Here is a 15,034-nt window from a genome sequence, read left to right on the forward strand (position 1 = left end):
GTTTTAATTATTAATAATTACTTGTTTAAATAGTTGTCCTAATTCTTCAGCAAGTTCATTGTAAGCCTCTTGGCCAGCAACCTGATAATTTTTTCTGCTACCTCCTTTTTTATGGATTACATTACTATAAACTTCATTATTTGAATAGGTTTCTTTTATTGAAATTTCAATATCAACATAGCTAAAATAATTCCCGTATGGATTATTATATTCTCTTGTTGTAGCTTGAATATTTATCGTATAGAAGGCATTCGATTTGTCTTCCGGAAAATAACACTTATATGTACTCATTTCTGATTTTAGCTTTGGTAGAAATGCAGTATATTCCTCACCAAAAAGGTCTGTATTTGTATTGAATGCTATTGCTAAACCTTCTTTATTTTTTGTTTTGGGAGAGGTCGAAACTGTTGCTTTTTTGGTATCTATATAAGTTGGTTTTTCTTCCGTAGACATTCCATGAGCAAACCCAAAGATGAATTCAGAAGTAGGATAGTTTTTACCAAATTTACCATATACTGCCTCTGAAATATTTTTATTTAGATATTGATATATAGAGGAAAGTGTAATGGGAAATTCTGATGTTATACCTCCTGTAAGTGCTTCAATAAAACGTGTGCAAAATGGAGAAAGACGTCCTTTTTTGCCATCCATTACGGGTGTCAAAGCTCCAGAAGTTAAATAAACACGAGTGGGATGTTTTAGTTTTTGAACGATAAAATCATCAGCAGTTTTTTCAAAATAAACACCAGTTCTTGAACGACTTTTGGCTAAATTTTCATTAAATGCACCACCGAAACAAACATCAAGGACAAGGGCTACATGTTTGGCAGGTAAGGCATCAAGCCAATCTTTAAAAGTGCCATAACTCAAATAAGTTTCATGAAGCCGGTCTTCCTTTACAGCCTTTGAATCTTTAAAAACGATAAAACCATCTTTTGAATATTTGCTGTCATAATCACCATGCCCTGCCACATATATTAGAAAACGGTCATTTTCCTTCAATACCTCATGATAAGATAAAAATACTTGTTGTAGTTCTTTTTTAGTAGGGGATTTCAATAATTGACATTCAAAATCATACCTTTCGTTCAAAGTATTATAAACGCTTTCTGCATCATACTCAGCATTATTTAATTGTGACCAAGAGGGGGCATTATAAGTGTTACTGCCAATGATAAGTGCATATTTTTGACTTTTATTGATGACTGATTCAGATTTCGAAACAATCTTCATTCCTCTTGTATATTCAGAACCATTGTTTTGAGCGAAGATGTTTAGAGGAATAGCTATTAAAAAATATAAAAGACAACGTATCATATTAGAATCATGAAGTAAAATGGTGTTAGTATTATCTAGTTTTGAAGCTTAACAATAACATGTTGTGGCTTTAATTTAATAATTTTGGATTTGCCTCCAAAAAGAAAATAAGGATATTTAAACTGTCTAAACCTTTAACATTCAGCACAATGAAATGAGGTGTATTAATTGATATTTTTTGAAGTAATATCTATTATTAATTCTTGTTTGTATTATGATAATGACATCATAATATTATGCGTTATTTAGTAATTAGTAAACAAAATTTTAATAGTAAGGGACTAAAAAACAATCAGCTTCAAATTTGTTTTGATAAAAGGGGGAAATCATTTCATTCTTACAAAATTTACATGAAATTCAAAAAATAAGTAAAATAATGCTTAGCTTTGAACAGCACAGCAAACAATTTTTTAGTACAAAGCAAAACTATGCGTGTTAGATTACTTAAAGTAATTGTGTGTCTTTCGGCAATGCTATTGTTATTCTCTCCTTATAATATTCAAGCTCAAGATGCACAATTATCACAATATTACGCCTCACCTCTCTATCTTAATCCAGCGTTGGCAGGAACCAGCGGTGATGGCAGAGTAAACTTAAACTATCGTAATCAATGGGTTGGAGTTCCATTGAATTACAGTAATTTTTTAGCCTCTTTTGATACACCAATTCCACGGAAGAATATTGGCGTAGGTTTCTTGGCACATCAAGATGTATTGGGTGTGACCTCAGGGACATCAATGACTCGGTTCTCTATGAATTTTACAGGGTCATATCATCTAAAACTTAATGAAAAATATAATCTGAGCTTTGGTTTGCAAGGTGGGTTTGAGCAATCTACTTTAGGCTTTAATGATTTAATATTTGATGATCAGATAGATCAAGATGGTAATATTGGTAACTCTACTGCTGACCGTTTAACAGATCAGAATAAAATCTATCCTGATATATCTTCAGGACTGATGCTTTATGCCAATCATTTTTGGGTAGGTGCTTCGGTTTATCATATGAATCAGCCCAATATTTCACGTCTTCAAAATGGTGCTGATATACTTCCATTGCGATTGAGTGTGAATGCTGGATATAGAATCCCGTTGTCTTACAAATGGAAAGGAGCAATTGCCAATTATGATGATAAAACCATCAGTTTAATGATGCATTATCAGTCACAAGGAACAAGTAATCAGTTGAGTTTGGGAGCGAGTGTCAATTATAATCCAATCATTTTCGGGATGTGGTATAGAGGAATACCAATTAAGAAAAACGATCACCCGACACAGTTTAATCAGGATGCTGTGGTAGTGATGTCTGGAGTGAAGGTAAAACGTTTTATTATTGGTTACAGTTTTGATTTTCCAATAGGTGGCCTTACAGTAGGAGAGGGAAATTCACATGAAATTTCTATCCGTTATGATTTGAATTTCTATCCTAATTATTATAAGAAAAGAAACCTTAAAAAAGAGATTCCGAGTCATGCAAAATGCCCGGTTCCATTCATTTAAATTACAGCAAACTAACAACATGAAAAACAAACTTTTTTATAACATAATACTTCTGGTTGTACTTTTCTGTTTGCCTCACTATTCAATTGCTCAAAAAATAATGGCAAGTGGAAGTGAAGGAATGTCTGGAGGAGAGGATATTACAGAAAAAACGATAGATCGATGTAAAACCTATTATTCCTATTTTTATATTGATGATGAGGGGAAAGGAACGGTCTCCAACATATCATGGAATTTTGGAGACTCCAATACTTCTACAGAAAAGAACCCATTTCACACTTTTCAAACGGACCAAGAACAGACATTTAATCTTGTAGTTTCTTTTACTCAAGGCGGAACGTCGAAATCATTGGAAGCAGTAATCAAAATATCCAAATCGCCTGAAGTTTCATTTACACCAAGTATTACCGCTGGATGTGATGGAGAGCAAGTTTCTTTCACCGTTGAATCCTCCATTGAATTAAGTTCAGTACAATTCATATTAAATGGACAGGTGCTTGATGAAGGTGAAATATCAAGGGCATTGCCAGCTAGAGAGCAACCCTATATTGCTATTATAAAAGGTAGTACTGCGAATGGTTGTGATATTGAGCCTATTCAAGAGTACATTACAATTTCAAAACTGATCATACCAAGTATCAATCCTATGGAAGTGATCTCCTGTGCAACTTCTGTCAATCAAACATTTAAAGCATCTGCTATTTTTGCAGAAGACAGTCTAGCAGTGAATAGTGGTATGTCTTATGAATGGGATTTTGGCGATGGTAATACTGGAACAGGAGCACAGGTTACACATTTCTTTGAAATTGCAAATGGAGATCAGTATACTGTTACAGTAAAAGCAACCTATGGCGGATGTACTCAGACGGCCACAGTTCCTGTTGCTTTAGATGTGGGTAACGATATGTTTTCTTATGAATTACCGCAAACCTATTGTGCTTTTTATCCGGTTACTTTTATACCAAGTTTGCCTGAAAACCTTCAAAACCAAAATATTACATGGGATTTTGGAGATGGTAGTAGAACAGTTTCAAGTTACCATGATGAGGTAGTACATAACTTTACAAATACTAGAAGCTACACAGTATCCTATACTGTAACGGCTTTAATCGGTAAAAACTGTACGTATTCTCAGGTCATAGAAGTACCTCCAATGCGTTTGTCTGATATAAAAATCAAAGCCAACCGCACAATTTTCTGTACCGATAACTTTTCAGTTGATCTATCTATTCAGAACCTTCATGATGTCAATAATTATTTTTGGAGGGTAAAAGGGACTGAATCGAGGAGGTTTGAAAACGAACCTACACCCACTTTTAGTTTAAGTGGTTATGGAGAGCACACGATAGAATTGGTGGCGAATGATGCAGGTGAGTGTGTTATCAATGAAATAGATCTGTATTCTTATCCTATATCAGCCAATATTATTGATGTATTTGATGCATGTTCTCCACATACATTGGATATTGGTTATGAGCTAGAACAAAACCTTTTCCCTTTGAACGATAATTCTGTTTCAAGAAAATGGGAAGCAGTGGGAAGAACTACTGGAAATACTATTTCAGGTAAAAATAAACGTTTTAGCCTAGTGAACCTTGAAGCAGATATCTATGATATCACAGTCTCTATTCAGTTTGAGGCAGGGTGTACCGTTACGGCTTCTGCAGAGTTGAAAGTTGGTGAGCCTGTGAAAGTAGATTTTGAAGTATTGGATGGGCCAGACTTTTGTAATGGAGCACTCGTCAACTTTAATAATACAACAGATTTAGGAAGTATTGATGAGGAAGAAGTAACCTATCTGTGGGATTATTTTGGGAATGGAGCGTGGACTTCTTCTTTCGGTAAAGATGGTTCTCAAACTTATGACCACCTTGAGCCAGGAGAATATAATGTGGGCTTAAAAGCAGTACAAGATGGTTGTGAAGGAAATCCAGTGTATAAAAAAATCATGATTCTTGAGCCACAAGCTAAATTTGAATTAGGTGTGTCAGAATTGTGTAATCCTGACAAAATTGTCATTAAAAATGTTTCGGAGGGTGCAGGCGTAAATAGTGATTATGTTTGGGAGATAATTGTTGGTCTAGATACGGCTAATATTGTGACTAAAGACATTGATGAAGATATTGTCAACCATCCATCATTTCAAGCTTTAGATATTGACTACGGCGATAATATAGAAGTGACATTGACCATAGAAAATCAAGATGCAATTCCATCAGTCACTCCTCCAGATTACTGTATTCACAGCCTTACATCTTCAATTTCAATAGCGACAAAACCAGAACCCATTGATATTCATTGGGACTTCACATCTTATGATGATATAGAAAGTTACCAATCACCAGCAGAGATATGTCAAGGAACACGATTGTTTTTTGATCCTAAAGTAGATGAACCCGGATATTATTATTGGAAATTCAAGAATATTACCACGAATAGTAATTCATATACAAGTTACAGCAGAACACCTTATATCGATTTTAATATAGCAGGAGAGTGGGAGATACAGCTCATCGCTAGCTATTATAATGGATGTACAGAAACTGTAACACAAGGAAAAATAATGGTTTATGCAATGGACTTTACAGTAACAAGTTCATCCTATTCCTCTTGTTTAGGAGAGGAAGTAACCTATTACATTCAATCAGGAGCACGAATTGAAGCACCAAATCCAGTATGGGCTTGGTATGTAAATGATGAAATGATACAGTCGGGTACAGGTAAAGATATTCCATCATTAAAATATACTTATGATGAACTGAATATACCACAAAGTGAAAGTAATAGGGTTTATGTTACTGTCTCATCAGATTTGACAAATTGTGAAATCAATTCAAATACTTATTACTCAACGGTGACAAAACCCATTATAGATTTCTCAAAGGATGTTTCAGAATATATTGATTTCAATTTCCAATGCGATTATATAGAGACTTATATCGATCCGAATATTTCAGATACCACAGTGTATTTTCCTTATTATGCAAAGTACAGGTGGCAAATGAGGGATCCTTCCGGTAAAACATCTTCTATAAGTGAAAGCAGTAGATGGGATAACGTATTTAGGTTTGATTCATTTACAGCGGGAACCTATACAATGCAGTTGGAAATTACAGATAATAATGGATGTTCATCTGTAGATTCCATCACTTTTGATGTACCTGAATTACCGATTGGAGAAGCAAGGTTTACCGCATCAGATACCGTACTGGATTGTCCTGCAAAAGTGGATTTTATTGATAATGCAGATGGTACAGCAGGAAACTCGCTTTTAAGAAAATATTATAATGGATCTGATGTGCCTATTTCACAATGGAATTGGTATGTGGTTCAGGATGGTTTGACGATAAATACAATTGAACTTTACGTTGGTGAATTGGAGTACTACTTTGGTCCGGGAGATTATGAGGTCTATCTAGAAACAATTGATGAGCAAGATTGTTCGAGTGTTTCAGAACCTATTGCCATTAGTGTGAAAGGGGTAAGCGGATCATTTTATATTAATAAAAAGGCAGGGTATGCACCACTGACCACAGAGATGATTGCATTGCCGGCTTTTGTATCAAGTGAAGTAAAATCCATAGGTTACATTTGGGCCTCTGGAGATGGTTATGAAGGAATGGATTCACTGCAAACATTCACTTATAACAATGATTCTAATTGGGTTTATTCTCCAAAGCTAATCTTTGAATCTACATTGGATTTAGGAGATGGAGTAGAGGCAAAATGTAATTATGATGCCATTACTGATGAATCTATAACGGTCTTCAAAAAACCGGAACTTGAAATTGATGATATTGTAGTTTGTATTTCTGATCAAGAATATACTGTCAATGGTTATGATGAAGATTTTGAAGTGGCCGATGTTGAGATACCTGAGAAATACAGTTATAAAGGCACCACAAAATACCAATGGAGTGTGAATGGCCAAAATATTCCTGCTTCTAAAGGCGGAACAAACGAAACGGCAACTTTCACTTATGGTACTTCTGGAGATTATTTTGAAATCAATCCTGACAGTGTTGAAGGTAGAAATTATACTTTAGAAATATGGGTAGATGCCGTTTATAAAGATTTTGTGAAGAGTGAAAATGACCATACTGATACCAAAGTAGGTTATTCTACCAGAACATTCAACGTGAAATTCGTGCCTACCCCAACTGCTGTAATCAGTGATTTAGCACCCGTGTGTGTATTAGATTCAGCTGTTTTTGATGGCAGTAAATCTAACTTTACTCCCTTTACGGCAGGAGATATCAAAGAATATACTTGGGAATTTTTATTAGATGGCCAATATATAGATAGTTATTCTACAGAAGATTCTATCTCATACTATAAATTTGACAAGGCGGGGGTTTACACCGTAAACTTGACCGTGAGTGCTGATAATATCTGTGCTTCTTCAACAACTACCGCTAACATAACGATTTATCCATTGCCGGAAGTGAGTTTTGAAGCACCCGATGTATGTATTGGTGATGCCACAGTTTTTACAAATACATCCACACTAAGTGATCAAAATATCAGTGACAACCCGACAATTGTACAAAGTTTCGAATGGTACTTTGATTGGGAAAATGATTCAACAACTATAAGTTCCACCGAACTAGCACCAACTTTTACTTATGCTAAAGCAGGCACTTATAAAGTCAAATTGGTGATTGAATCATTGAAAGGCTGTGTAAAAGAAGTGGTACAAGAAGTATATGTGAGCGATTATCCAGTATTAGATCAATCGGAGGATTTCTATCTTTGTGAAGATGCTTCTACAACACTGTCTGTTTCAGGAGGAACAGTATTCGAATGGAGTACCGGTGAAACTACCTCAAGCATTACTGTAACACCTGATGAAGATGTGAATGTATACACTGTAAAAGCATGGAATGATACCGGCTGTTTAACCGAAGATAGTGTTACAATCCATAGAATTAATCTACCAAAACCTGAAAAAACTGTTTACTATGCCTGTGAAGGAGATAGCATTTTATTGGATGGAACGATTCATGGTTTTGAAGGGACATTAGGGGAATATCAGTGGTCCAACGGAACAACAGGTCCTAAAGTAACATTATCAGAACCTGGATTTTATACATTGACCAATTTAGTGACACATGATATCTCAGGTATTGAATGCTTGATTACACATGAGTATGAATTTATCCACAGGCCATTACCACCTGAATTTACTGTTCAGGACACCTTATTCTGTTTTGAGGATTTAGGAGAAATAGTTATCCAAGCAGCGGAAGGTGAAGGTTATGTGTATTATTGGGAAGATACAAATGAAACTACATCAGCAGTAAGTAGGTATGATGGAGGTGAATATACAGTACGCATTGTAGATACATCCACAGAAGATAATTGTGAGACCACTACGACAATGAATGTTACAAGAGGATGTCCACCAATTTTCTTCAACCCCACAGCTTTTACACCTAATGGAGACGGCGTAAATGATGAATTTTTGATCCGTTCAAAATATGCAGTCAATATGAAGATGACGGTATACAATAATTGGGGAGAAATCATTTTCCATAATACCTATAAAAATTCAAGTGAAGCACAAGAAAAAGGTACTGGATGGGATGGAACTTACCAGAATAAATTAGTACCGAGCTCAGTCTATACTGTCATTATTGAATATGACAGTGAATTCTTTGGGACACGTCATAGAGATGCAACTCATGTAACGGTAGTGCGGTAATTGATATTAATATGTTTCGTGTACTAAGATTTGAATCTGGTGCACGATACATAAAAGTGAATCTAAATACTAAGTTTTTGAATGTTTATAGTATTTAGAAATCAGGAGATTTTTGATGATTAGTAGGACAGGGATGATGCTTATCATTCGCACAAGTGGACTTTCTACACAATTCGTTTAGCAGTCTTTCTTCCGGCCTTGAAGGGAAAAGCGTTAAGAATTTCATGTATTGAGCCGTTAAAAATGATTTTTTTGTTTGAGCTTTAGCGAGTTTAAAATCATTTAGGCGAGTGGAATGGAATTTAGCTTTTGACTTCTAAGCCTAGATTTTTTGCTTCGTTTTTCATCAATGGAAAAATGAAGAGGAAGGAAGCTTGGAAGTAGAACATAAAAAGCTTGTAATAATGTCAATTGAAAGTAGAGGAAAACATAATTTTTATTGCATGACCCTACATGTTGCTAACTCCCCAAAAACCTCAAACCCATATTTCTTATAAATCGGTTCACCCATAGCAGAAGCATGCAATACACAGTTAGGACACCCGTGTTTCTCAGCTTCAATAAGTAACCTTTCCGTGATATGCTTTCCAATCCCTTTTCCTCTTCCCTCTGGAACTGTACCAATCATGTGGAATCCAGCATTATTAGAAGCATCAACAAAAAGCATCCCACAGCCTAAACTTTGATTGTTTTCTTGAAAAAGGAATGCCTTTATTTTCTCATGTTGGATAATTGTATTGATAATTTCACCATCTACTCTGTAACCAAATGATTTTGAGGCAACATCAGCAAAATGATGTGCATCAGTAGTGGTTTTGACAGGAATAATATTTTTATTGTTTTTGTATTCGATAGAAAAATCCTTCATATCCAACGCCATATTTTTTTGTGACATCAAAAATTGAAGATCTTCATTTGGTGTTATTAATTGAGGTTGATCTATGGTTATCACTTGAGGTAAAACTTTTTTCTGACTCTTAGCAATAACTTCATCAAGTGTAAGAGCAAAATCGATTGGATTTATATCAAATACCCTGTAAGGCCAGTCGGAACCTTCAACAGTTACTGAAGTATAATTTTCATTGACACTGATTGTTTTAGTTAGTTTTCCTATGCAATTCCAAAGTTCATAAAGATTGTTGACAATCTGAGAGTTCATATTATTTATTTTTTAATCATTAGTCTTAAGAACAAAGCCAAAAATAATTGATAGAGAGAATCAATCGTAAATATTGAAGCATAAAAAAACAGCCCTTAACTGGAAACAGTTAAGGGCTGTTGAGCAAAATCAGTTTATTTTATGATTAGACGTTTACTTCCTATTCCATTTTCAGTGTTTATTTTTAATATGTAAACTCCCGATTGTAGGTTTGAGACATCTAATTTATACAGTAGTTTACCTGTAATATTATCAACTCTCAGTACTTGCCCCGAAGAGGTAATGATTGAAAGTCTTACTTCTCCGTTTATCGATGGCAACTGAAGCGTTGCCTCATCTTTAACAGGGTTAGGGAACAATGTGATTGAGTTCGATAGTTCACTGTTGATAGAAGTAGGAGTTTCGCGATCTACAATTATCGTTACCATTATAGAGAAAGCTTCATACATTAAAGTTTCTTCTGATGAAAGTTGTATTTCATAATTTCCGATAGAATTAAGTATCAAAGAGTCCTCAACAATTTCGCCATCACCTGACATAAAAGTTGCTGTAAGAGTTATACCTTCTTCTGTGATAAATTCAGGAAGGAAGTAGGCCCCAGTTTCATTAATATCGTCAAAGAATTTAGTATCAAATGCTTTTAAAGTATTTCTTTCTACAGTGAAAGTTAAAGTAGAGTCAAATGCTTGGTAAGTATCATCTCCTTCGTTGAATAATCTTACTTGAGTTTCTCCAAAAGCATTGATAATTAATGTGTCTTCCTCTATAATTGTATTTTTAGATACAGCCTCAACATTTAATGTTAATCCTTGATTAGTAGTGTAATTTGATGGAATAGTGTATTTACCAGTTTTAGTGATTTTACTGATCCAATGTTCATAATAAATTTCTTGTAACTTTTTCTCAAATTGGACAACAAGTACCGTATCAAAAGGATAATGATGCTTATCTCCATCATTTGAAATAGAGAATGTTACTTCACTCCCCGGATTTATCACTAATTCATTAGATCCGTTGATTTCGGCATCACCTTCTACTACTTCAATGTCAAAAGGAATCTCTTGATCTGTTCTGAAAATTTGAGCACCTAAATTATAAGTTCCATAAACCCTAAAATCTTGGATAAATTTGGATATTGTTTGATGCTTAATGTGTACAGTATCCATTGACCAGAGATGAGGCTTTCCTAAGCCGTAAGCACTTGGATACTTTTCTTCCCAATTGATCAGAATTTTTTCCCCTTTATCCAACTGGAATTCTGAATAGGCAACAATCCCAGCATGATATTCACTATTATAAAGAATATTTCCTCCACACTCATTGTAAACCGTAAATTTTGAAGAAATTTTAGATTTACCTTCAGAGAATAATGTAACGTGTTGATCTTCTGAAGCTTCATAAGAATGCCATACAGATTTATCAGTATTAATATTTAGACCTGGCTTAGCTTCATAAGCTTCTTCGCATGAGTTCAGATTGTAGAGAGGTGCCCAAGATTCAATGTTGTCAATGGTTGTGTTCGGTGTAGATGCTACAGCAATAGTTCTTGAAACTGTATCACCCTCAGCATTTAATTCTCTTAGTGCCCACAAGTTCTCCATTACAAAACTGAAGTTTACAGTATCGAAATCAATAGGTATCTCCAGCTTATAATGCCCCTCTTCCTCAATGTAAGTTAAAGGGTAATCAGTATTTTTGACATCATAATTATTCATGTCGCCCACAGCATATATTTTCCAATGTGAAGGCGTATTGTCAGGTATTGAACTTACGTTATAGGTGTGAATCACTTTTGCACTAAACGTCCATTCAAAAGAATATTTATCTTGATTAAAGCGATGCTCCTTTATTTTAAATAGTACTGTTTCCCCTTTAACAAGTTTTAAGGTCATTTTATTATCAGAATAAGAAGATGCAGTGGCAAATTCTTTTTCTTCACATCCATAATAAGCATATGCACTGAAAGAATTTTTTGCATTTTCAAATGATAGGGTCACTTGAGTTTCATCGTGAGCCGTATAAGAATACCATTGCTCACCTGCTCCTTTTATGTAATTTCCACTTTCCGTTAAAATCATGGGATTATCACAACTGTTTTCTGGATTTGGAAGAGCTTTCCAAGCTACTACGGGGTCAAGTATAAACTCAGTGTCTTCACTTGGGTTGACCGTTCTAGTTACAGTATTACCTTGGGCATCTACTTCTGCAAAAGCATCCATCTTATTTAATCGTAGATAAAATTCCTTTCCCTCTAAACGTTCTGGAAGTACTAAACCTAATGCGTTACTATCTTCAATTGGTCTTAATGAATAACCTCCAAGATCACCTGATGTATAGATCATTGTTTCGCTTGGAGTATCTTCTGGAATAGAGTTGAGTACATATGTTTTTAAGTGTTCTGTTGTTAGTTTAATATTAAAAGCGTCGTGAGCTGTCGGTCCACCAAAGAATTGAAAATAAATCTCTTCCCCTTCTAAAAGTTCCCTAGTTAATGAATGCCCGTCACCAAAACTTCTTACATATTCTGATCGTTTTCTACATGAGAATCCATATTCTGTTCTGATATCACCACTAATAGCATTAGAGAAAGTGAGCGTAATGTTCATTCTAGTGTTTGCTGTAAACTTATACCACATAGGGGTATTACCGACAATCATTAACGAATCCTCAATTATCTCTATACTTTCAGAACAATAGTTTGATGGAGGAGGTGTGTTGTTCCAGGCTATTATATCATCAACAACTAAACTTTCCCCTGTTGAATCAAAATTAATTTGTCTTTCAAACAACTCTCCTTCGGTATTTACCTCATGGTAGAGATCGAATTGATTATATCCAAAACTAAATATTTCAACATCTTCATTTTTAGGGAAATCAAGTTCATAATGTTTTTCTACCTCATTATAAACTAAAGGATAGTATTTAATTCCATGTTTTTCTGATAGATTTCCAATTGCATAAATTTCAGCATCTTCAGGAGAATCATCAGGAATATTTTTTACTATTAATTTTAATAAAGGACCTCTTTCAATGTAAACTTTTGACCAAAAGGATAAATTCGGCCAGTCTGGATTAATAACTCTACATTTATACTCTGTTTCAAAATTGACACTATAATCAAACGTCAATGTTGGAGCATTCTCACCTTCAATAACTTCATCGTCTTTATACCAAACATATGTATTGCCCTCCGTTTGTTCATCTACACTTAAAGTTGTTGTTGCATTTGTAGTATCTTGAACAACATCATAATCTAAAATTCCTTGTGCATCATAATAAAATTTATCAATACCTTTCAAGAAAACAGAATTGATATTCAAGTCATCATACCTCAAATTATTATATCTTATGTCCAAATTGTTTAATGATTCTAATTTTGTAATGGATATAGGGAGGGCATCGAAATGATTGAATGTAATAATGAGAGATTGTAATTCTCTGAGATTACTGATTTCATCTGGTAATTGAGAAATTCCAGCATTACTTAAAGATAGTGATCTGATATTTATTAAATTACCTATTTCGGCTGGTATTTCTCTTATGTTATTATCACTTAACCTTAGGAAGTTTAGATTTGTTATTTCAGTGATGGCGAGTGGAAATGACATGAATCTATTTTCTTGCAAACGCAAGTCACTTAACGCCTTTAAATTTGCAAAGGTAGAAGGTAATTCTAGCAGTTTATTTCCTCGTAATGAAAGATTAACTAACGTTGTTAAATTACCTATTTCATCTGGCAGTGTATACAAAGAATTAAAAGTTACATCTAGAGTAGTCAACTTTTTCAAATTACCGATCTCAGCAGGTAATTCTGTTAAGTAGTTACCGTGAAGTTTAAGACTAATTAAATTTTCTAGATTTCCTATTTCTGATGGAATTGACCAAAGTCCATTATCTTCTAAATATAGCCACTCTAAGTTTACTAATTCGGTAATTTCAATTGGTAATGTTGTCAATTTATTACCTTCTATTTTAAGGGAATTTAAGTTTTTTAATTTAACTATTGAACTAGGAATCCCTGTAATTTTACTATCTACAAAATTAAGGGAGGTTATAGCACTAAAATGTTCAAAATTTGCTTCAAATTCTTTATTAAGATTAGTATCTTCAAATTTTAAACCAGTGATATTCTGATAATTTCTACCTTGTTCATCTACTGTTAGTCGAGTATATATTCCAAACCATTCCTTAACTGATACGTCAGTTAACCAATATTCTTTTTTCTCCCAATTCTCTCCATTATTTTTATTGAAGATAGAGACTAATTCATAGTATTGTTTGTAAGGTATTTCATTACGATAAGGTGAGATTTCTATTGTTGTAGTAGCTTTCGCAGAAGTGAAATTATCTGTTTCCTCAGTGCTAACTTCTACAATAATCTCTTTATCTAATGTATTGTCATCATCATTAATGATGAGCTCACTTCCAGAAATACTGGCATACTCACCACCACTAATAATGCTATAAACTACTGTAGATTCAGAATTTGTATTCGCATGAAACATTACACGCTGACCTGGATTAGTGACAAAAGTATCTTTCAGGTCATAAATAGCTCCACGTTTCTTTCCAGAAGCATCTAACTTCGTTGTAATACTAAAAGTATTTTGCCCTCTATTGACATTATAATCATCAAAAATTACAGCAACAACCTCTTGAGTACCTTCCTTTTGTAAAGCTTCTATATACCCTTCCTCATTAATTTTTATAACACCATTATCATCCCCCTCGATCATGAATGTCAAAGGGTAGATAGTATTATATTTGTTATCAGGTTTGACCTTTTCACCGTGCCAAAGGGTTATATCTTTGATATCGACTTGATATCTATATTCTTTTCCATGATTATCAATTCCACCTAAAAACCAGTCAAATGTTCCTTCAACATTATTATCCAATATCCAGTTAATTAATATTGTGGTACCTTGGAACTTTTTTACGTTTGCTTTCAAGTAGGATTGATCAACACCTTGAACAGTTATACTAGAGAAAAGAGATCTTCCAGTACACTCAGATTGAACATAAAGTAAGGTTTTCAATGAAGTCAAACCGACGCTCGATACAATCAAAGTATCCATGTCATTCGGTACCTCAAAGGCGTACCAACCTTTACTGTCTTTTACTGTATTATACCCTATTTCAGCAGGAATAGAAGTATAGCAGGTTTCACCTTGTGCATAAAGTACATTTAATGTACACGCATAATAAAGTAAAAAGCTTAGCAAGCTTAATCTCAATAGTTTGTTTCTTTTCATCATTAAAAAATTGAAGAAGTATTATTTATTCGTGAAATTTATTTTGTTTACTTTTTTGTAAAAGTATCTATTATTAATATTTGATAACAGTTTAAATTGG

5 protein-coding genes are annotated in these 15,034 nt (G+C 34.1%); 2 read left to right on the forward strand and 3 right to left on the reverse strand.

Going from position 1 to position 15,034, the window contains the following annotated elements:
* Positions 1-3: 3 nt before the first annotated feature.
* Positions 4-1,317, reverse strand: a complete 1,314-nt coding sequence (locus HHU12_RS22460; protein WP_169658985.1) for a caspase family protein — start codon at positions 1,315-1,317, stop codon at positions 4-6.
* 428 nt (positions 1,318-1,745) lie between these two features.
* Between HHU12_RS22460 and HHU12_RS22465 the strand changes: the two genes are divergently transcribed.
* Both HHU12_RS22465 and HHU12_RS22470 read left to right on the forward strand, forming a co-directional pair.
* Positions 1,746-2,816: a PorP/SprF family type IX secretion system membrane protein gene (locus HHU12_RS22465; protein ID WP_169658986.1), complete on the forward strand. Its 1,071-nt coding sequence runs from the start codon at positions 1,746-1,748 to the stop codon at positions 2,814-2,816.
* A gap of 19 nt (positions 2,817-2,835) precedes the next feature.
* A complete protein-coding gene (locus HHU12_RS22470) occupies positions 2,836-8,520 on the forward strand; it encodes a PKD domain-containing protein (protein WP_169658987.1) in 5,685 nt (1,894 codons plus the stop codon).
* A gap of 436 nt (positions 8,521-8,956) precedes the next feature.
* Here the strand turns inward: HHU12_RS22470 and HHU12_RS22475 are convergent, their stop codons facing one another.
* Together HHU12_RS22475 and HHU12_RS22480 are read right to left on the reverse strand one after the other, a co-directional pair.
* Positions 8,957-9,679, reverse strand: a complete 723-nt coding sequence (locus tag HHU12_RS22475) for a GNAT family N-acetyltransferase (protein WP_169658988.1) — start codon at positions 9,677-9,679, stop codon at positions 8,957-8,959.
* 134 nt (positions 9,680-9,813) lie between these two features.
* A complete protein-coding gene (locus tag HHU12_RS22480; protein ID WP_169658989.1) occupies positions 9,814-14,937 on the reverse strand; it encodes a T9SS type A sorting domain-containing protein in 5,124 nt (1,707 codons plus the stop codon).
* Positions 14,938-15,034: the final 97 nt, after the last annotated feature.

Source organism: Flammeovirga aprica JL-4 (genome assembly GCF_012844305.1).
Lineage (GTDB): Bacteria > Bacteroidota > Bacteroidia > Cytophagales > Flammeovirgaceae > Flammeovirga > Flammeovirga aprica.